The 20,363-nt window shown below is 72.8% G+C and carries 17 protein-coding genes; 12 read left to right on the top strand and 5 right to left on the bottom strand.

The annotated features are described in order from the left end of the window. Window positions 1-11: 11 nt before the first annotated feature. From NQU54_RS16270 to thrS, 3 genes are all read left to right on the top strand, one after another. Window positions 12-209, top strand: a complete 198-nt coding sequence (locus tag NQU54_RS16270) for a ferredoxin (RefSeq protein WP_093702301.1) — start codon at window positions 12-14, stop codon at window positions 207-209. After that, a complete protein-coding gene (locus tag NQU54_RS16265) occupies window positions 206-1,396 on the top strand; it encodes an NAD(P)/FAD-dependent oxidoreductase (RefSeq protein ID WP_257631688.1) in 1,191 nt (396 codons plus the stop codon). Before NQU54_RS16270 ends, NQU54_RS16265 begins: the two co-directional genes overlap by 4 nt. Window positions 1,397-1,872: 476 nt before the next feature. Next, on the top strand, window positions 1,873-3,201 hold the full coding sequence (thrS, locus tag NQU54_RS16260) for a threonine--tRNA ligase (RefSeq protein WP_308408489.1): 1,329 nt from the start codon (window positions 1,873-1,875) through the stop codon (window positions 3,199-3,201). Between the two features lie 260 nt (window positions 3,202-3,461). Here the strand turns inward: thrS and NQU54_RS16255 are convergent, their stop codons facing one another. Then, a complete protein-coding gene (locus NQU54_RS16255; RefSeq protein WP_257631686.1) occupies window positions 3,462-3,842 on the bottom strand; it encodes a hypothetical protein in 381 nt (126 codons plus the stop codon). Next, window positions 3,839-4,528, bottom strand: coding sequence for a hypothetical protein (locus NQU54_RS16250; RefSeq protein ID WP_257631685.1), 690 nt, complete (start codon window positions 4,526-4,528; stop codon window positions 3,839-3,841). The genes NQU54_RS16255 and NQU54_RS16250 overlap by 4 nt, the downstream gene beginning before the upstream one ends. 124 nt (window positions 4,529-4,652) lie before the next feature. On the opposite strand from NQU54_RS16250, the gene NQU54_RS16245 reads away from it, so the two are divergent. Further along, on the top strand, window positions 4,653-5,228 hold the full coding sequence (locus tag NQU54_RS16245; protein WP_257631684.1) for a GNAT family N-acetyltransferase: 576 nt from the start codon (window positions 4,653-4,655) through the stop codon (window positions 5,226-5,228). 298 nt (window positions 5,229-5,526) lie between these two features. On the opposite strand, the gene NQU54_RS16240 is transcribed toward NQU54_RS16245, so the two are convergent. After that, window positions 5,527-7,617, bottom strand: a complete 2,091-nt coding sequence (locus NQU54_RS16240) for an MFS transporter (RefSeq protein WP_257631683.1) — start codon at window positions 7,615-7,617, stop codon at window positions 5,527-5,529. 161 nt (window positions 7,618-7,778) lie between these two features. Here NQU54_RS16240 and NQU54_RS16235 point away from each other — a divergent pair, with 161 nt between their 5' ends. Both NQU54_RS16235 and NQU54_RS16230 read left to right on the top strand, forming a co-directional pair. Further along, the gene (locus tag NQU54_RS16235; RefSeq protein WP_257631682.1) at window positions 7,779-8,774 is read left to right on the top strand and encodes a peptidoglycan-binding domain-containing protein; all 996 of its coding nucleotides are present in this window, start codon (window positions 7,779-7,781) and stop codon (window positions 8,772-8,774) included. Window positions 8,775-8,912: 138 nt separating this feature from the next. Further along, window positions 8,913-9,563 (top strand): HAD-IA family hydrolase, encoded by a 651-nt coding sequence (locus NQU54_RS16230; protein WP_257631681.1) that lies wholly within the window; start codon window positions 8,913-8,915, stop codon window positions 9,561-9,563. A gap of 1,362 nt (window positions 9,564-10,925) precedes the next feature. Here NQU54_RS16230 and NQU54_RS16225 read toward each other — a convergent pair. Further along, window positions 10,926-11,507 carry a TMEM165/GDT1 family protein gene (locus tag NQU54_RS16225; RefSeq protein ID WP_257631680.1) on the bottom strand — a complete coding sequence of 194 codons (582 nt, stop codon included), beginning with the start codon at window positions 11,505-11,507 and terminating at the stop codon, window positions 10,926-10,928. 965 nt (window positions 11,508-12,472) lie between these two features. On the opposite strand from NQU54_RS16225, the gene NQU54_RS16220 reads away from it, so the two are divergent. The 6 genes from NQU54_RS16220 to NQU54_RS16195 all read left to right on the top strand — a co-directional run bounded on the left by NQU54_RS16220 (window position 12,473) and on the right by NQU54_RS16195 (window position 19,500). Further along, a complete protein-coding gene (locus tag NQU54_RS16220) occupies window positions 12,473-13,141 on the top strand; it encodes an HNH endonuclease family protein (RefSeq protein ID WP_257631679.1) in 669 nt (222 codons plus the stop codon). Between the two features lie 128 nt (window positions 13,142-13,269). Continuing rightward, the gene (locus tag NQU54_RS16215) at window positions 13,270-15,024 is read left to right on the top strand and encodes an alkaline phosphatase D family protein (protein WP_257631678.1); all 1,755 of its coding nucleotides are present in this window, start codon (window positions 13,270-13,272) and stop codon (window positions 15,022-15,024) included. 158 nt (window positions 15,025-15,182) lie between these two features. Continuing rightward, a complete protein-coding gene (locus NQU54_RS16210) occupies window positions 15,183-17,165 on the top strand; it encodes an FAD/NAD(P)-binding protein (protein WP_257631677.1) in 1,983 nt (660 codons plus the stop codon). A 139-nt stretch (window positions 17,166-17,304) separates the two neighbouring features. Further along, window positions 17,305-17,790 (top strand): DoxX family protein, encoded by a 486-nt coding sequence (locus tag NQU54_RS16205; RefSeq protein ID WP_257631676.1) that lies wholly within the window; start codon window positions 17,305-17,307, stop codon window positions 17,788-17,790. A gap of 219 nt (window positions 17,791-18,009) precedes the next feature. Further along, a complete protein-coding gene (locus tag NQU54_RS16200; protein WP_257631675.1) occupies window positions 18,010-18,699 on the top strand; it encodes a DedA family protein in 690 nt (229 codons plus the stop codon). An 84-nt stretch (window positions 18,700-18,783) separates the two neighbouring features. Further along, the gene (locus NQU54_RS16195; RefSeq protein ID WP_257631674.1) at window positions 18,784-19,500 is read left to right on the top strand and encodes a lytic transglycosylase domain-containing protein; all 717 of its coding nucleotides are present in this window, start codon (window positions 18,784-18,786) and stop codon (window positions 19,498-19,500) included. On the opposite strand, the gene NQU54_RS16190 is transcribed toward NQU54_RS16195, so the two are convergent. After that, complete coding sequence (locus NQU54_RS16190) at window positions 19,484-20,266, bottom strand: alpha/beta fold hydrolase (protein ID WP_257631673.1); 783 nt, start codon at window positions 20,264-20,266, stop codon at window positions 19,484-19,486. The genes NQU54_RS16195 and NQU54_RS16190 overlap by 17 nt on opposite strands. Between the last annotated feature and the right edge of the window lie 97 nt (window positions 20,267-20,363).

Below are 20,363 nucleotides of genomic sequence, written 5' to 3'. Positions count from 1 at the left end.
AGGGAGTCACCATGCGTGTGGAAGTCGATGTTCCCAAGTGTGTGGCGTCGGGGCAGTGCGTGATGATCGCGCCCGATGTGTTCGACCAGCGGGAGGAGGACGGCATCGTGGTGCTGCTGGACGAGCGGCCCGCGTCCGAACTCCATGCCGATGTGAGGGAGTCCGCGGTGGTCTGCCCGGCGGCGGCGATACGGGTGGTCGAGAAGTGAAGCACGTGGTGGTGGTCGGCGCCTCCGCCGCCGGTCTGGCGGCGGTGGAGACGCTGCGCCGGGAGGGCTACGAGGGCACGCTCACGCTCATCGGCGATGAGCCGTACCACCCGTACGACCGGCCACCGCTGTCCAAGCAGATCCTCGGCGGCCAGTGGGAACCCGACCGGGTGCCGCTGCGCTCGGCCGCCGATCTGGACGCGCTCGGCCTCGATCTGCGCCTCGGCGTCACCGCGACCGGCCTCGACCTCGCGGGCCGTACGGTGGCGCTGGCCGATGGGGCGCGGGTGCCGTACGACGGCCTGGTCATCGCCACCGGCGTCCGCCCCCGCCGGCTGCCCGGCGACGGCGCGGAGCGCGCGCATGTGCTGCGCACCCTGGACGACGCCCTGGCCCTGCGGGACCGGCTGGGCCCGGGGCGGCGGCTGGTGGTGGTCGGCGCCGGGTTCCTCGGCGCCGAGGCGGCCGCCGTCGCGAGCGGACTCGGTACGGAGGTGACGCTGCTGGAGCCCGCGCCCGTGCCGCTGGCCCCGGCGGTCGGCGAACGGGTCGGCCGGATGCTCACCCGCGCCCACCACGACCACGGCGTCGATCTGCGCACCGGGGTCATGGTGGCCGAGGTGGCCGACGGCGGGGTACGGCTGTCGGACGGCACGCTGGTCGAGGCCGACGAGGTGCTGGTCGCGATCGGCTCGGTGCCCAACACCGGCTGGCTGGAGGGCAGTGGCCTGCCCCTGGGCGACGGCCTGGAGTGCGATGAGTACAGCGCCGCCGCGCCGGATGTGTACGGCGCGGGGGATGTGGCCCGCTGGCACAATCCGCTGTTCGGCACGGCGATGCGGATCGAGCACCGGACCAACGCCACCGAGCAGGGCATGGCCGTGGCCCGCAACCTCCTCAGCCCGGAGGCGCGGAAGCCGTTCGCGCCGGTGCCGTACTTCTGGTCGGACCAGTACGACTTCCGGATCCAGGCGCATGGCTGGCTGCGCGGCCATGAGGAGGTCGCGGTCGTGGAGGGCGCGCTGGAGGAGCGGAAGTTCCTGGCCGCCTACCGCTCGGGGGACCGGGTGGCCGGTGTGCTGGCCGTCGGGATGCCACCGAAGGCGGTGCGCACGTGGCGGCAGGCCGTCGCGACGCGGGCCGCGTGGCGGGACGCGGTGGGGGAGCTGGTGCCGGAGGGGGCGTAGCCGGGACGGCTGCGGTGAGTCGGGGGCCGTGAGCCGTGGGCCGTGGGCCGTGGGCTGGGCGGTACGGCCGCCGTGCGCCGTGGCTTGGGCGGTACGGCCGCCGTGGGCCGTGGGCTGGGCAGTACGGCCGCGTAAGCCGTTGGCTGGGCGGAACGGCCGCCGTATAAGCCGTGGCTTGGACGGTACGGCCGCTGCGAGCCGTGGGCTGGGCGGTACGGCCGCCATGCGCCGTTGGCCGGGCGACACGGCCGCCGTAAGCCGTGGCTTGGGCAGTACGGCCGCGTAAGCCGTTGGCTGGGCGGAACGGCCGCCGTGCGCCGTGGGCCGGTGTGGTCCGCCGCCGGAAAATTGCCGGGCGGGCCGCGCCGGGCCTTGCTACCGTGATCGGCATGAAGCGCGCTGGCACTGCCATGACGACGACGCCGGAGAGTGTCCCGGCGCGCTGACCGATGTTCTGATCCGAAGCCCCGGGGCGAGTGCCCCGGGGCTTCGCCGTGCGGTCACTCACCCGATGTCCATCGGCGTACCCCGACGTCCGCCGATGCGCACCGACGTCCAACGAGGAGACCGCGATGCCCGACCACCGCAAGCTCGGCCGTGAACTGGGCCTGTTCGACACCGATCCGCTGATCGGCGCGGGCCTGCCGTACTGGCTGCCCGACGGCGCGACCGTACGGCACACCCTGGAGGAGTACATCCGCGACGCCGAGCGGCGGGCGGGCTACCGGCATGTGTACTCGCCGGTGCTCGGCAAGCGGGAGCTGTACGAGCTGTCGGGCCACTGGTCGCACTACAGCGACGACATGTTTCCCCCGATGGAGCTGGGCACCGAGCCGGGCGCGGAGCAGGTCGTGCTGCGTCCGAGCCTGTGCCCCCACCATGCGGTCATCTACCGCTCCCGTGGCCACAGCTACCGCGAACTGCCGCTGCGGATGGCCGAGTTGGGCGGGATGTACCGCTCGGAGCTGTCGGGGGTGCTCGGCGGGCTGACCCGGGTCCGGGCCATCCAGCTGAACGACGCCCATATCTTCTGCACCCTGGACCAGGTCGCCGACGAGGCGGGCGCGGCCCTGGAGCTGATCCGCCGGGCCTATGAGGCGCTCGGCATCGCCCCGGCCCGCTATCGGCTCTCCCTCCCGGGGCCCGGCGGCAAGTACGTCGCCGCGCCCGGGATGTGGCGCCGGTCGACCGCCCTGCTGACCGACGTCCTGGACCGCTCCGGCCTGCCGTACGAGGCCGAGGAGGGCGAGGCGGCGTTCTACGGCCCCAAGATCGATGTGCAGGTGGCGGACGGCGCCGGCCGGGAGTCCACCCTGTCCACCGTCCAGGTCGACTTCCACCAGCCCGAGCGGTTCGATCTGCACTACATCGGCCCGGACGGCGCCCGGCACCGTCCGGTCATGGTCCACCGCAGCATCATCGGCAGTGTGGAGCGGGCCGTGGCCCATCTCATCGAGGAGCACGGCGGGGCCTTCCCCGCCTGGCTGGCCCCCACCCAGCTGGTGGTCCTGCCGATCTCCGAGGCGGAGCTGGAGCAAGCCGAGGAGGTGGTGCGGCGCTGCGAGGGGCTCGGGCTGCGCGCGGAGCTCGCCGGACCCGAGCGGGGCAGCCTGGGCGCCCGGATCCGCGAGTCCCGCCTCGTCCCGTACCAGGCCGTCATCGGCGCCAGGGAGGCGGGCGAGGGCCAGGTGGCCCTGCGGCTGCGGGACGGCCGCAGGCTGGACCCGCAGCCGGCCGGGGAGGCGCTGGCCCGTATCGGCGCACTGGTGGGGGCGCACGGCACCGAGCTGTGGGACGCGGCGTAGCGGCGCAGGGGGGTGCCCGATGGATCGCGCCGCCTGCGGCGGGCTGTTCCCCTCCCCGCCCCTTCCCACAACTGGGGCTCCGCCCCAGACCCCGGGTTCCGGGGGAGCCTCTGCCACGCGGCGGAGCCGCATATCGCTGCTTCGGCGTCACCCATCCCAGCCCCTCCGGCGATTGAGGAGCGGGGCCCGGGGCGGAGCCCCGGTTTCGGGGAGGGGCGGGGTGGGGAACAAGCAGCCGCCCACACACCCTCGTACGGCCGTCAGATGCTGATGAGGCGCTCCAGCACATTGCGGTAGCCCCGCATCGCCAGGCGCAGCTCTTCCGTCTCCGTGACGACCCCGTCGTTCTCGTGCCAGGCGGCTCGGAGCGTGGCGCGGCGTTCGGCCAGGAGGTCGGTGAGCCGGGTGACCGCCTCCGTGAGCAGGGTGTCGGCCTCCTCGACGGCGCCGCGTGGGGAGTCCACGAAGCCGCTGACCGAATACCGCAGCCGCTGGACCAGCTTGTCGTGCACATCTGTCGGCAGCACCGGAAAGCTGGGGCCGTTCGGGGTGCTCGACGGCTGGGCGGGTGCGGTGGGTTCGATGGGTTCGATGGGTTCGATGGGTTCGATGGGTTCCGTCGGGTCCGTCGGGGCCGTCACCACGCGCCGCCCTTCCTGGTGTGGCCGAACCCCGTCCCGGTCCCGGCGCCGCCCCCGGGCAGCCACCGCTGGAGCCGGTTCCCGCTGTGCCGTTCGCCGTGGTGGTGCTGCCGTGCGGTCTCGGGGCGGGTCGTGGCGTGGTGCGGTGGCCTGACCAGGTCCTCGAAGAACGGCCGGGCGTGCACCACGGCCTCGCGCAGCTCCTCGGTGTCGGCGCGGCCCTCGCGGGCGCGTGCGGCCGAGTCGTGGATCTGCCGGTACCCCTGGATGTGGTCGGCGTGGTGTACGGACAGCGCCGCGATCTGCTCCTCGTAGCGGTCCGATGGATAGCCTCGGTCGTGGGCGAGGCGGGCCAGCAGCCGATCGGCGCCGGTCACCGAGCGTTCCGGGGATTCGATGAACAGCTCCTGCATACCGGCCCACTCGGCCACGTACCGCTCGCGCAGCTCACCGGGCAGGGGCTGGGTCCGCAGCTCGCCGTAGAGCCGCAGCCGCTCCTCGAGTTCGCGCTGCGCCGCCTTGGTGTCGCCCGCGTGCTGGGCGACGTTCAGTTCGTACTCGGGTCCGAAGCGGCGTCGCAGAGCGCGTTCCCTGCGGCCTGCGCCCGCACGGACGACGCGGACGGTGAGTGCGGCCGCGAGGACGACCGCGACGACAACCACGATGCTGATCGCACCAGTTGACATGTCTGCTTCTGCCTTCCCGCTGGCTTCCCCCTCCGCGTTCGGGGGCTCCTTAATCCGGGTAGCCCGGTCTTCGGCCCTCAAACTGCGGTGCGGCGCGGGGGTGGTGGGTGCCAGGATGCCGACCATGACGAGTACGCCCTATGCCCAAGCCGGTTCGCGCGGCGACGCGTACCCCGCGTATCCCGCGTATCCCGCGTATCCCGCGTATCCCGCGTGGACGGTGGCCGCGCGGCCCGTCGACGATCCCGTCTCGGCCGTGCTGCTGCGTGAGTACCTCGTCGATGTCGCCGACCGCTACTACCAGCTCCACGAGGGTCGGGACTCGACGCGGGAGGAGATCGAGCAGGCGCACGCGGAGATGCCCAGCGACGATCTCGCCCCGCCGGGTGGGGTGTTCCTGCTGGCGCACCACGACGGCGAACTCGTCGGTTGTGCGGGGCTGCGGCTGCTGGACGCGCGTACGGCGGAGCTGAAGCGGGTGTTCGTACGGCCCGCCAAGCGGGGGCTGGGCGGGGGCGCCGCCCTGCTCGCGGCCGTCGAGGCGGCGGCGGGCGCGCTGGGCGCCGGGCGGATCGTGCTCGATACCCGGCGCGATCTGGTCGAGGCGCGTGCGTTGTACGCGCGGCACGGGTATCGGGAGGTTCCGGCCTTTACGGAGGGGCCGTATGCCGAGGTGTGGATGGGCAAGGAGTTGGGCTGAGGCGGGTATGCGCCGGGGGCGCCGGGCGTGGGGGTGCGGTGTGTGTTGGGGTGCTGTGCGTCGGAGTGCTGTGTTCGGTTGGGTGCGGCTTTCGTCTCGCGCCTTCGGCGCATTTGAGCATGGGCCCGGGGGCGACGGCATCCGTTCGTCTCCGGGCGACGGGCTCGTGGGCTGACGGGCCGGTGGTCGGTGGGTCGGTCCGCCGGCGGGCGCGTGGGCCCGGGGGTCTGGGTACCCCTTCGTAAAAATGCTTGATGTGGCGCAACTACCTCATCAAGGGTCTACGGCCCGAAGCGCCCTACGTTCGCGGTGGGGGCGGGCGGCGGTGGTCGGGGCGGGGGCTGCCCTCTCTGGGTTGTTCCGCGTCGGAGCCGCACAGCTCGTGTGTCAGCTCGTTCACCAGCTTGGTCAGGTCGGTGGGGCGGTCGGGTGACCACCAGTCGCCCAGGAGTTCCGCGAGGGATGCCTCACGGGCCCGGTAGAGCCGGGTCGCGGCGTCGCGGCCGTCGTCGGTGAGGATCAGTTCCAGCCCGTAGCGGCGGCCCAGGCCGCGCTCCTCGATCTGCCGGGCCGCCTCGGTGATCTCCCGCAGCGGTACGGACGAGCGCGCGGCGAGCAGGGCGGGTTCGACCGAGCCGTAGTGGTGGATGCGCAGCAGCATCCAGCTCGCGGCCGGTCTGATGTCGAGGTCGGCGCGCCGGGTGATGTCCACGTAGATCTTCCGGCGGCCCTCCCGGCTGCCGAGCAGGGACAGCGCCCGCGCGCATTCGTCGCGCGAGGTGCGTTGGACGGGGTTGCTGGCCAGTATCTCGCTGCCGTCCGGCGCGGTGACGCTGCCGCGCAGCGGCTCCTCCCGGAGGTACCAGGCGAGGAGGAAGGCGACCAGCACGACCGGCACCGCGTACAGGAAGACATCGGTGATGGAGACGGAGAACGCGTGCCGCACCGCCGCTTGGTCCGCCGGGGGCAGCCGGCCGAGGGTCCGGGGGTCGGAGGTGAGGGAGCCGGGCGTGATCCCGGCCGGCAGACGCCGCCCGGCGAGCGCGGTGGCGATCTGCGGGCCGAGGTTGTTGGCGAAGATCGTGCCGAAGACGGAGACGCCGAACGAGGCGCCGATCGAGCGGAAGAAGGTCGCGCCGGAGGTGGCGACGCCCAGGTCCTGATAGCGGACGGAGTTCTGCACGATCAGCACCAGCACCTGGATGACCAGGCCGAGACCGCAGCCGAAGACGAAGAAGTACGCGCTCATCTCCACCAGCCCGCTGGACTCCCGCAGCTGGTGCAGGAGCAGCAGGCCGACGGCGGTGACCGCGGTGCCCAGGACCGGGAAGACCTTGTACCGACCGGTGCGGCTGACCAGGTGGCCGGAGACGGTGGAGGCGAGCAGGGTGCCGAAGACCAGCGGCAGCAGATGGAGGCCGGACATGGTCGGCGAGACGCCCTGCACGATCTGGAGGAAGGTCGGCAGATAGGTCATGCTGCCGAACATCGCGAACCCGACTATGAAGCCGATGACCGCGCAGATCGTGAAGGTGCGGCTGCGGAAGAGCGCGAGCGGCAGCACCGGCTCGGCCGCGCGGGTCTCCACCCGTACGAAGGCCGCCAGCAGCAGCAGGCCGACCACCGCGAGCCCGACGATCTGCCAGGAGCCCCAGCCGAAGGTGACTCCGCCCAGGGAGGTCATCAGCACCAGGGCGGCGGCGACCACGGCGATCAGGAAGGTGCCGAAGTAGTCGATGGTGTGCGGGGCGCGGCGCACCGGGATGTGCAGCACGGAGGCGACGACGAGGAGGGCGACGATGCCGATCGGCAGATTGACGTAGAAGACCCAGCGCCAGCTGAGATGGTCCACGAACACCCCGCCCAGCAGCGGCCCCAGCACACTGGCGGCGCTGAAGACGGCGCCGAAGAGGCCCTGGTAGCGGCCGCGCTCACGGGGCGGGACGATATCGCCGACGATGGCCATCGACAGCACGATGAGGCCGCCGCCGCCCAGCCCCTGCACCGCGCGGAAGGCGATGAGTTCCGCCATGTTCCTGGACAGCCCGCACAGCGCGGAGCCGATCAGGAAGAGGACGATCGCGGTCTGGAAGAGCTTCTTACGGCCGTACTGGTCGCCGAGCTTGCCCCACAGCGGGGTGGCGGCGGTCGAGGCGAGGAGATACGCGGTGACGACCCAGGACAGATGCTCCAGACCGCCGAGGTCGCTGACGATCGTGGGCAGCGCGGTGGAGACGATCGTCTGATCGAGCGCGGCGAGCAGCATGCCGAGCAGCAGCGCGCCGATGGCCACCAGGACCGAGCGCTGCGGCCCACCCTCTCCTGGGCCGCGGGTCACGGCGCCGGGGGCTCCGGGGGGCGGAGCCGGGCTGCCGGCGTCCCGCGCCATGGCTGTTCCTCCTCGATCCTCCGTCCCCTCCTCATCCTCACCCCATCCTCACCTTTATGCCCTGTTACGGCCCGCCGGGCCGGTCCGCACGGCGGGCGAACACCTGCGCGGAAGGGGATCGCCTGCGCATAATCGCAGCGACTCCAGGGAGGGAAAGTTCCGTGACGGCAGAGTCCTGCCCGCACTGCTTCGCACCGGCGCGCGCCAATGGCCGCCCCGGTTGTACGTGCGCCGAACGCGCCGCCGCGTCCGTCGCGACGGCAGGCGAGACCGATGACCAGACCCATACGCAACCCATCGCGACGCTCTCGGAGGAGCGCCCGGACGGACCGGATCCACGTGATCTGCGGCTGTTCGAGGAGGCCGAGAGGGCGGAGCGGGAGAAGGCGGAGAAGGGGGGCACCGAGGAGACGCGGATGATCGACCGCGTCGAGGAGAGACCCCGCGGGGACGAGGGCGGGGACGAGGACGAGGAGGCGGCCGGCGACGCCGACGGGCACGCCCCCGGCCACGCCCGTCACCGCAAGAGCAAGCGCAAGGTCGTGGCGACCGTGCTGGCGGGGGCTGCGGCCGTGGCCGTGGCCGGTTCGCTGGCGATCGGCACCGGGCTGCTCGGCGGTGACCAGAAGGACGACGGCGGCAGCGGCGGGAGCGACCACACGCTGGCCGACAGCACCGTCAGCCCTCCGGCCGAGGAGGAGCTTCCGGCCGAGGAGGCGGGCGCGCCGTCCGGCACCCCCTCGCCGAGTGCGACGCCCCTCCCCTCCGTGTCCGGCTCGGCGCGGGCGAGCGCGAGCCCCCGCGAGGACGGCCCCCCGGCCACCGCCCGCTCCTCGGCGTCGGCCTCCGCGACCAGCGAGGCGACCAAGCCCGGACCGAGCGCGTCCGGCGGCCCGACGGCCGACCCGTCCGAATCGCCCGAGCCGCCCGGCCCGCCGGTGCTGCATGAGGGCGACAGCGGGCCCGAGGTGGCCGAACTCCAGAAGCGGCTGACCCAGCTGCTGCTCTATATCGGCGTGGCGGACGGGGAGTACGACGCGGGGCTGCGGAGGGTGGTCTCCAGCTACCAGAACCAGCACGACATCACGGATGATCCGGACGGCGTCTACGGCGAGAACACCCGCCGCGACCTCGAATCCAGAACCGACGAGCCGTAGAGGGGCCCCGCCCCCACTGGCGCAGATGGGCCACGCTTTGTATCGTGAAGGAACAAAGTGGTTCCGCCCGCTCTCCCTGACCGGCGGGCGGAGCCGCTTGTCTCCTCGCTCATCCCGCGCCCGCGACCAGGAGTCTCGATGTCCCTCACCGCCCGCGCACTCCTCCTCGACATGGACGGCACCCTCGTCAACTCCGACGCCGTGGTCGAGCGCTACTGGCGGCGGTGGGCGGCCGAGCAGGGGCTGGACGCGGAGCGCGTACTCGCGATCGCCCACGGGCGGCAGGCCCACGCGACGATCGCGGCGCTGCTCCCCGACCGGCCGGTCGAGCAGAACCTGGCCGACAACCAGCGGATGCTGGAGGCGGAGACCACCGACCTCAACGGCGTCGTGCCGGTGCCCGGCGCGCCCGCGTTCATTGCCTCGCTGACCGGTCTGCCCCACGCCCTGGTGACCTCCGCCGACGAGGCACTCGCCCGCGCCCGCATGGGCGCCGCCGGGCTGCCGCTGCCGGAGATCCGGGTCACCGCGGAACACGTCGGCGCGAGCAAGCCGGACCCGGAGGGCTTCCTCAAGGGCGCGGCCGAACTGGGCTTCGCCCCCGCCGACTGCATCGCCTTCGAGGACTCGGAAGCCGGCATCGCGGCGGGCCGGGCAGCCGGAATGCGCGTGATCGGCGTGGGCCCACGCGCCGCGGCACACGCCCCGGACGTACACGTCCAGGACCTGGAGCAGGTGCGCGTCGAGGCACTCCCGGACGGCATGCTGCGAGTCCACGTCCAGGACTGACCCTCGGACCGCCACACCCCACGCCCGCGGGGGGCGCCGCCCCCGGGCACCGGAACGCACCGGACGCACGGCCGTCCGTACACCCCGGGCGTACGGACACCCCGGGCGCACGGACACCCCGGGCGCGCGGTCGCGCAACCGCCCGGACACGCGAACCCCGGACGCCGGACACCCAGGACCCGAGGTGTGCGGAAGCCCGGCCTTCGAACGCCACCCGGAAGCCCTTACGCCCAACACCCCGGGCACACGACCCGCAGATGACCCGGGACACCCGGGCCCGCGGGGGCGCCCCGCAGTCGCCGACCGCACGGACATCCGGACACCCCAGACGCACGGAATCTCGGGCACGTCGGAAACCCGGACGCCCGGAACCCCCGGACGCGCGAGCACGCGGACGCCGCACGGACACCCGGGATACCCAGGCCCGCGGACACCCATCCCGCCCGGGACACCCCGGACCTCCGGCCGTGCGGAGCCCCGGACACTCCTCACACCCGAGCGCCCGGACACCCCGGGACTCGCGGACACCGGGACCTCGGACGCACGGACATCCAGACACCCCGGACCTCCAGACACCCCGGACGCCCGGCCGCCCGGCCGCCGCGCCGCCGCGCCGCCGGGGCACCGGGCCACCGGGGCACCGGGCCACCGGACCGCCGGGCCACCGGACCACCGGGCCACCGGACCACCGGGGCACCGGGCCACCGGGCCACCGGGCCACCGGGCCACCGGGCCGCCACCGGGCCACCGGGCCACCGGGGTGCCGGGGTGCCGGGCCACCGGGCCACCGGGGTGCCGGGCCACCGGACCGCCGGGCCACCGGACCGCCCCGGGGTGCGGAGACTTCGGCACGCCGCCCCCACGCTCGGACGCACGGAACCCGGACGCCTCGGAAACCCGGACGCCCAGACACCCCGGAGACCCGGGCGGGCAGATCCCGTGCAGGCGCCCGGGGCACCCGGGCCCACGGAAACCCGCCCGCCGAGACGCTCCCAGGCGCCCCGGACGGCCACGCGCCCGGATATCCAGACGGCGCGAACCCCACCGAAGCTCGAAGGCCCGCGTGCCCCGTGGTGCCCGGGGCACGCGGGCGTGTAGCCGCCGTACGGGCACCCGGGGCACCCGACCGCGGAAACCTATCCGTGGGGACTCCCCGCGTGCCCCGGACAGCCACGCGCGGGTGCCCAGGCGCGAGGAAACCCCACCGGGCGCCCAAACGCCCGGCCAGCCCGGCGCCCGGGGGGCTCGCAGACGCCCCACGCCCCCGGATGCGCAGAAACCCCGCCCGGCGTCCGGGGCGCTGGGGTGTCCGGACACCCCAGCGCCCCGGACGCCCCCCCGAAACCAAGCCACCGTGGGCGCTCAGGCCGCGATGGCCTCGTACAGGCTGAAGGCGCCCAGGGCCAGCATCACCAGGGCCGCGATCTTGGTGATCAGTCGCAGGGGGACGTATCGCATCAGGGTGCGGCCGCCCAGGATGCCCAGTCCGGCGACGGCCCACAGGGCCAGCAGGGCGCCCACGCCCACGGACAGCGGGTCGTCGTAGCGGGCGGCGAGGTTCGCGGTCATGATCTGGGTCAGATCGCCGAACTCGGCCACCAGGATCAGCATGAAGCCCGCCCCGGAGACCTTCCAGAAGCTCTGGTCGGCGGGCTTGCGGACCTCCTCCTCGCCGTCGTCCTTCTTGAGGAGCAGCACCGCCGCTCCCCCGAGGAAGAGCGCCCCCACGATCGCCTCCAGCAGCCGGTGCGGCAGCAGGGTGAGCACACTGCCCGCCGCGATCGCGAGCCCGACGTGGATGGCGAAGGCGGCGGCCACGCCGACGAAGACGTACGACGCGCGGTAGCGGGTGCCGAGCATCAGCCCGGCCAGGGCGGTCTTGTCGGGCAGCTCGGCGAGGAAGACGACGCCGAAGACCACGGCGGCGACGGTGATGCTGAACACGGAATGGATACCTCGTAGATCGGGCCGCACCAAGGGCCCCGGGGAGGGATCGCTTCGGCACGGCAGCGTCGGACACTGCGGCCGAAGGTCTCGCTGGCGCACGACCTCCGCGTCCCGCGGTGGTTCCGTACGCTCCGGGCGCCGGCCCGCACCTCGAGGGGCGGGCAGTATGTCGACGGTCCGGCGAGGAGCTACTCCCCTTCTGCTGCCGACAAGGATACGGGAACCCTCCGGCGCGACGGCCCCCGGTCCACCGGAACCGGCCCACCCCCGCCGGGAAGTGTGACCAGTCCCACAGTCCGGGCGGGGCTCGCGGCCGGATCGCCGGGCCGGGCCGTAGATCGCCCGCCCGGTGGCCCGGGGCGCGCTGCCGCCGGGGCCCGGCAGTGACTCCACTCCGCCGTGGCGCGGCCCGCCGCCGGAAACGCCATCAGCGCCCACGCGCCCGGGGCCGGATCGCAAGGGTGGCCCCAACCGCCCTTTGAACCGTTCCTGGGCAGTGAGCGGGAGTGAGTCCGCTCACTGGCACGCCCCGAACGGTTTTGGGCGTACTGGTCGTCCGCTTTCGCGTCCCGGGCGGCGACACGGATCGCGTCCGTGGTCCGAGCCGGGTGGGCGGAGTCCCTCACGACCTGGCCATGTGGGTGCGGCCAGAGGCGACGGGGAGGCCCTGAACCATCTCTCTGGTGGAGCAGGGGCCCCGCACGCTGGCACCGCACCCGGCGTCCCAGATCGCACAGCCACGCTAACCCAACCCGCCTGTGGCGCCGCAAGGCCAGAAGCCGACCATCACACGATCGAGGTAAATAGCCTTATGCGCACTCCTGGTGAGCAGTTGTCAACCCCTTGCGTTGACATGACCGCGTCGTCACCCTGTTACCTGACGCCCACCCCACAGCAACCCGGCGTCGCCACCATGGCCGGGCACCAGCGGCCAACGACCCCCCACCCTCAAGGGAGTTCGCATGTCAGACATGCAGTGTCATCCCACTCGCCGTCGCGTCTACGCGCGTCGCGCCTCCGTCTTCGGCGGGTTCGTCGCCCTGCTGGGCACGCTCGTCCTGAGCGGGCCCACCGCCCAGGCGTCTCCGCCCGCCCCGCCCAGCGCCGCCACCGCCCGCACCCAGCTGGCCTCGCTGACCGTCAAGGCCGAAGGCTCGTCGGACGGTTACAGCCGCGACAAGTTCCCGCACTGGATCACCCAGAGCGGCTCCTGCAACACCCGCGAGGAAGTCCTCAAGCGGGACGGCGAGAACGTCCAGACCGACTCCAGCTGCGCGGCCACCAGCGGCACCTGGTACTCCGAGTACGACGGCGAGACCTGGTCCGCCTCCTCCGACGTGGACATCGACCACGTCGTGCCGCTCTCCGAGGCGTGGAAGTCCGGCGCGAACAGCTGGACCACCGCCCAGCGCCAGGCGTTCGCCAACGACCTGACCCACTCCCAGCTGATAGCCGTGACGGACAACGTCAACCAGTCCAAGGGCGACCAGGACCCCGCCGAGTGGCTGCCGCCCCGGAGCGCCTACCACTGCATGTACGCCCGTATGTGGGTCTCGGTGAAGTACACCTACGAGCTCACCCTCGACTCGGCCGAGAAGTCCGCGCTCAGCGGCATCCTCAACGGCTGCTGAGACCGCACACCGAACCGCACACCAACCGCACACCAACGGCGCACCGCCCGGTGGAACCGCCGCACCTCCTCCGTCGTTCCGTACCGTACGCATGACGTGCACATCGAAGAACGACGGAGGAGGTCCGGATGGCCGGGCTGCGCCTGGGACCACTGCTGCGCCATGTCGACTGGGAGACCGGCACCGGCGCGACCGTCTGGGTCGAGGCCGACCGCCCCTGTGAGGCCGAGGTGCGGTGCGCCGACGGTGCCGGCGGCACCGCCCGCACCTGGCGGATCGCGGGCCATCACTACGCGCTGATCCCGGTCGCCGGGCTGCGGCCCGGCGGGGAGACCGCGTACCGGGTGCTGCTGGACGGTGAGCAGGTCTGGCCGCTGCCCGACTCCCCCTTCCCGGACAGCACCATCCGCACCCCCGCCCCGGGTACGGACTCCCCCGGCCCCGCGCCCGTGCGCGTGGCCTTCGGCTCCTGCCGCTGGGCCGCGCCGCCCTCCGACGCCTCGCACGACCCGGTGGGGCCCGACGCGCTCGACACCCTGGCGCAGGCGCTGGCCCGCGCCCCGGAGCTGCCGCGCCCCGATGTGCTGGTGCTGCTGGGCGACCAGGTGTACGCGGACGAGACCTCCGCCGAGACCCGTGCCTGGCTGGCCGAGCGCCGCGATCTGAGCGAGCCGCCGGGCGAGCAGGTCGCGGACTACGAGGAGTACACCCGCCTCTATTACGAGTCCTGGCTGGACCCCGAGGTGCGCTGGCTCCTCTCCACCGTCCCCAGCTGCATGATCTTCGACGACCACGATGTCATCGACGACTGGAACACCAGCGAGGCGTGGCAGCGCCGGATGCGCGCGACCCCGTGGTGGCGGGAGCGGATACTGAGCGGGCTGATGTCCTACTGGGTCCATCAGCACCTGGGCAACCTCTCCCCCGCCGAACTGGCCGCCGACCCGCTCTACGCGGAGGTGCGCGCGGCGGAGGACGGCACCGAGGCGCTGCGGGAGTTCGCCGCCCGCGCCGACGCCGATCCGGCGTACACCCGCTGGAGCTACCGCCGCGACTTCGGCCGCACCCGGCTGCTGATGGTCGACACCCGCGCGGCGCGGGTGCTGGAGGAGGGCCGGCGGGCGATGCTCACCGACAAGGAGCTCATCTGGGTGCGGGAGCAGGCCATGGACGGGCTGGGCGGCGCGTCCGGCTTCCCCGGTCCGGGTCCGGAAGGGCCCGGGGCCCCCGGTCCGGAGGAGCCCGGGGTCCGCGGCGGCTATGACCATCTGCTGCTCGGCACCTCGCTGCCCTGGCTGCTGCCGCATTTCGTCCACGACGTGGAGGCGTGGAACGCCTCGGTGTGCGGCGGCAGACGCGGTGGGCGCTGGGCTCGGATCGGCGAGGACCTGCGGCAGCGTGGCGACTTGGAGCACTGGGCCGCGTTCCCCGAGTCGTTCGACGCGCTCACCGACACCATCGCCGCGGTGGGCGGCGCACCGGGGGCACCGGCCACGATCAATGTGCTCTCCGGCGATGTGCACCACGCCTATGTGGCCACCCCGGACTGGTCGCGGTGGCCGTCCCGGCCGCCCCGCAGCCAGGTGCGGCAGTTGACCTGCTCCCCGGTCCACAACAGCATCTACGCCTCGATCCGGCTCGGCTTCCGCTTCGGCTGGAGCGCGGCGGGCCGCGCCCTGGGCCGTGTCTTCAAGCGCCATGGGCGGGTGCCCCACTCCCCCTTGAGCTGGCACAAGACGGGCGGGCCCTGGTTCGGCAACCAGCTGATGACGCTGACCCTCCAGGGCCGCAGCGCCCATCTGCGGCTGGACCAGGCGCAGTCGGACCCGGCGGGCGGCGGGGCCCGGCTGGTGGCGGCTCTGGAGACGGACTGGGCGGGGTAGTCGGCCCCTTTGGGTGCCATTCCGTGGCATATGCCACGTGATACAGGCCACAACGGAGCGCTACGTTCCGGAGACCGGCTCGAATCGTGTCGAGCGAACGGCATGATGGGCGCGCATCCTTGCCTACACGCGTCACATCTGCCCCGGGAGACACAACCTTGGCCGGAGATCTCCACGCGATAGCCGTCGTCGGCGCCGGGCCGCGCGGCACCAGCGTGCTGGAGCGCCTGTGCGCCTCGGCCCCGGAACTGGCGTCCGGCACCCCGCTGACCGTGCATATGGTGGACCCCTCCCCGCCCGGCGCGGGACGGGTCTGGCGCACCGCCCAGCCGGACGAGCTGCTGATGAACACCGTGGCCTCGCAGGTGACCCTGTTCACCGATGCGAGCGTCGAATGCGGCGGACCGGTGCGGACCGGGCCGAGCCTGTACGAATGGGTCACGGCGCGCGGTCTGGCGCCCGGTCTCGGTCCGGACGACTACCCCAGCCGCGCGCTCTACGGCCGCTATCTGGAGTGGGTGTTCGGCGAGGTGGTGCGGGGCGCGCCGGACACCGTGACGGTCCGCACACACCGGGCCCGCGCCGTACGGCTGGAGGAGCGGGCCGACGGCGAGCAGGTGCTGACGCTGGACGACGGAAGCCGTCTGGCGAGACTGCGCGCCGTCGTCCTGGCGCAGGGCCATCTGCCGGCGGCCGCCGACCCCACGGAGCGGCGGTACGCGGCCCACGCGGAGCGGCACGGGCTGCGCTACTACCCGCCCGCCAACCCCGCCGATATCGACTTGTCGCCCATCGCCCCGGGCGAACCGGTGCTGTTGCGCGGTCTCGGCCTCAACTTCTTCGACCATATGGCGCTGTTGACGGCGGGCCGGGGCGGCACCTTCGCACCGAACGGCCAGGGCGGTCTGGTCTACCGGCCCTCGGGCCGCGAACCACGGCTGTACGCGGGGTCGCGGCGCGGCATCCCGTACCACGCGCGGGGCGACAACGCGAAGGGGCCGTGCGGCCGGCACACCCCGCTACTGCTGACCCCCGATGTGCTCGACCACTTCCGCAAGCGCGCGGACTCCGGCGATCCGCCGGACTTCCTCACCGAGATCTGGCCGCTGGTGGCCAAGGAGGCCGAGACGGTCTACTACGAGGCGCTGCTGGCCCTCCGCGCGCCCGACACCCACGCCCCGGCCGCCCCAGAAGCCCCCGAAGCCCCCGGGCCCGGCTCCGGCACCCCCGTCTCGTTCACCCCAGCACGCTTCAGGGGTCACTTTTTGGCCACCGGCCACGGCAGCCCCGAAGAGGCCACGGTGCTCTCGGAGTACGGCATTCCGGAAGCCGAGCGCTGGTCCTGGGACGCGGTGGCCCAGCCGCTGCGCGGACGCAGGTTCACGGGGCGTGACGACTTCCGGCGCTGGCTGCTGGCCTACGCCCACCAGGACGTGGCGCACGCCCGGCTGGGCAATGTCGAAGGCCCGGTCAAGGCGGCCCTCGACGTTCTGCGCGACGTCCGCAACGAGGTGCGGCTGATCGTCGACCACGGCGGGCTGACGGGGGCGTCCCGCCGTGCGCATCTGGACCGCTGGTACACCCCGCTCAACGCCTTTCTCTCGATCGGCCCGCCGCGCCGCCGGATCGAGGAGATGGCCGCGCTGATCGAGGCGGGCGTCCTGGACGTCCTCGGCCCACGGCTTGAAGTGACCTTGGAAAGTCCAGACCAAGGGGCCGCCATGGCTGGATTCGCCGCGCGGTCGGCCGAGGTGCCGGGTGCACCGGTGGCGGCCACGACCCTGATCGAGGCGCGGCTGCCGGAGCCCGATGTGCGCCGGACCGCCGATGAGTTGCTGAACCATCTGCTGGAGACCGGGCAGTGCCGTCCGCATCGGGTGGAGGGCTATGAGACCGGCGGCCTCGACGTCACCACCGCCCCCTACCGGCTGGTGGACGCCCACGGCCGCCCGCATCCGCGGCGGTTCGCCATCGGGGTGCCGACCGAGGGGGTCCACTGGGTGACCGCCGCGGGCGCGCGGCCGGGCGTGAACTCGGTCACCCTCTGCGACACGGACGCGGTGGCACGGGCGGTGCTCCGCGTGGTGACCACCGGGGAACCCCGTCAGGAAGGTGCCCCGATGTGCGCTGTGGGGCTCTGAGGAGCGGCTTCCAGGGCGGGACAAAAGGTGCTCCGGGGCCTCCACTTTGGCAGGAACTTGAACTTGCAACAAAAGGTGAGGGGTACCTAACCTGGCGGTTCCGCTGTTCTCCGTCCCCGGAGCAAGGAGCTCCCCACTCATGCCTTCTTCCACCCCCCGCAACCTCGGCGAGGCGCTCGACAACGCCAAGCCGTACGTCCTGTCCCTCTTCCGCATCGTGGTCGGACTGCTGTTCTTCTGCCACGGCGCCTCATCGCTGCTCGGCTGGTTCGGCGGCATCATGGGCACCGGCAAGACCATCGACGCCGGCACCTGGCCGGGCTGGTACGCGGCCGTGATCCAGCTCATCGGCGGCGCGCTGGTGATGCTCGGCCTCGGCAGCCGCAGCGCGGCCTTCATCTCCTCGGGCTCGATGGCCTACGCGTACTTCCATGAACACCAGCCCGAGAAGCTGTGGCCCATCCAGAACGGCGGCGAGCCCGCCGCGATGTTCTGCTGGACCCTGCTGCTGCTCGTCTTCACCGGCCCCGGCCCCTGGGCGCTGGACCGAATATTCGGCTCGGGCCCGGCTCGCGAGAGCGAGGCGGCGCCCGAAGCGCGGCGCGAGCCGTCCGTCGTCCGATAGATTCCGGTTCGCCGTATTCGGTATTCGGATCCGGCGTCACATCACCCATCGCGCCATGCGGGGCCGAACGCCCCGCATGGCGTGATTCGAACAACATCATCACAACCCTTACCGTTATCCTCTTCAGTCACAGGCGTACGCTGTATGGCTGTTACAGGCTGACGCCTGCCGCTTCCCGGCGACATGCGCAGCGGGGGGACCGGGATCGGGAGTCGAACGTTGTTGGAACATTTGGGGTCACTGACCAACACCCCATGGATTTACGCGGTGATCGGGGCATCCGTCCTGCTCGATGTCTTTCTGCCCGTTCTGCCCAGCGGAGTTCTGGTCATCACCGCCGCCACCGCGGCCGCCGGCACCACCGTTGACGCCGTCGGCGTGGTGCGCCAGGCGGGCGCGGCCGACTTCCCCGCCATGTTCGGGCTGATGCTGTGCGCCGCGACCGCCTCCGTCCTCGGGGACATGGTCGCCTACCGGCTGGCCTGGCGCGGCAGCGACCGGCTCGACCGCGCCATCGCCCGCTCCCGCAGACTCACCTCCGCCCAGGAGAAGTTGGGCACCGCGCTGGTGCGCGGCGGCGGTCCGCTCGTGGTGATAGCCCGCTTCGCGCCCGCGGGCCGCTCGGTCGTCAGCCTGAGCGCGGGCGCGGCCCACCGGAGGGTGAAGGAATTCCTGCCGTGGTCGGCGGTGGCCGGGCTCGCCTGGGCGGCCTACAGCGTGACCCTCGGCTATGTCGGCGGCCAGTGGCTCGGCGCCACCTGGCTGGGCACCGCGGTCTCGGTGCTGGCGCTGTTCGCGGCGGGCGCCGGTGCGGCGTATGTGATGAAGCGCCCGGCCGAGGGCGGGTCCGGCCCGCTCCCCGCGGCCCCCGCCGGGCCGCCCATGCCCCCGGCCCACCAGGCACGATAGGACCGTGTCGGCGACCGATTACGGATCGGCCCGCGATACCGGCTACGGTCCCTGCATGCGTACCCCCTCCGTGCCGGTTCCGGCATGCTGACCCGCGCCGCCGGGATGGCCGCGGCCTTCGTCGCCGGCCTCGCGCTGGTCGTCGCCGCGGTTCTGGTCGTACGGCATATCACCGAGCCCTCGGAACCGGAGCTGCCGGTGGTCCCCGACACCCGGCGCCCCGTGCTGGAGGCGGCGGTCCGCGGCGCCTGCTCCCCGCTGAGCGTGCCGCTGCTGGCCGCCCAGATCGACGCGGAGAGCGGCTGGCAGCCGGACGCGGACTCCGGGCACGCCCAGGGCATTTCGCAGTTCTCCCCGGTCACCTGGAAGGAGTGGGGCAAGGACGGCAGCGGCGACGGCAAGGCCGATGTCTGGGAGCCCCGCGACGCCATCCCCTCACAGGCCCGCTACATGTGCCATCTCTACGAGGTTGTCAAGGCGGTCCCGGGCAGCGGGACCAGGCTCGGCTCGACCCGGCTCGCGCTCGCCGCGTACAACGCGGGGCCGAACGCGGTGCTCCGGGCGCGCGGCATCCCCAAGATCCTCGAGACCCAGGAATATGTCGACAAGATCTTGACGGATCTGCTGCCCAAGTACGAGGAGAGCGAGGAGAGGTACCAACGGAGCGAGGCGAAGCACCGGCGCACCGACCGCGCCTCCGCCGCACCGTCCGCCCCGTCCGCCCCATCCTCACCCTCGCCCTCCACCGATCCGTCCGCGACCGCCTCCGGCGTCTCACCGTCGGCTACGCGTCAGCCGTGATGAAGTCCTCCACGGCCCGCACCAGTTCCTGTGGTGTCTCATCGGCCGGGTAGTGCCCGGCGTACTCCAGCTCCACCAGCTCGGCGTTGACATACCAGCGCAGCCAGGTCTGCCGCATCACCTCGGCCGTGAGCGCCGGGTCATGGGCGCCGACCACGATCCGCACCGGCACCTGGGCGCCGGCTATGTCCTCGTGGAAGTCCTCCAGCGCCCAGGAGTCCAGCCATGCGCGGAGCGCCTTGGGGTCGCTGTGTTCCAGTGAGTGGCGCACCATCAGGTCCAGCCAGGCGGCCGGGTGGCGGCCGCCGGTGGTGCGGTCGATGATCGCCCGGCGGTTCTCCGGGCGGTCGGGGGCGGCCGCGAACAGCTGCCACTGCTCGCCCTCCATCGGCACCCCGCTGGCCGGCACCGGCGCGACCCCGACCAGCCGGCGGACCCGGTGCGGGGCGGCCGCCACCACGCGCTGCACGACGGCCCCGCCCATCGAGTGGCCGATGAGCGAGAATCGCTCCCAGCCGAGGTGATCGGCGAGCGCGAGGAGGTCGCCCCCGGCCTCGCCGGTGGTGTACGAGCCGGGGATGTCGCGGGCCTCGCCGTAGCCGCGCAGATCGGGCAGTACATAGGTGAATCCGCGCCGGTCGACATGCGGCAGCATCGCGGCGTACGCGGCCCGGTCCGAGAACCAGCCGTGCACCGCCATCACCCGGTGCGGCCCGTCGCCGACGGTCTCATACGGTGGAACGAGGGGTGGAACGATCGGTCCCATGGCACCTCCGATCCCAGTCGAATACGGGCGCGCGGCGCGTGCCCGTGGGGGTCAACGGTGACGTCTCCCGCAGAGGTGGGCAAGCCCGGTGCGCATA

Origin of the sequence: Streptomyces malaysiensis subsp. samsunensis (assembly GCF_024519315.1) — a bacterium.
Classification (GTDB): Bacteria; Actinomycetota; Actinomycetes; order Streptomycetales; family Streptomycetaceae; genus Streptomyces; species Streptomyces malaysiensis.
The sequence above is the reverse complement of the archived record's forward strand: the minus strand, read 5'-3'. Positions and strand labels throughout refer to the sequence as shown.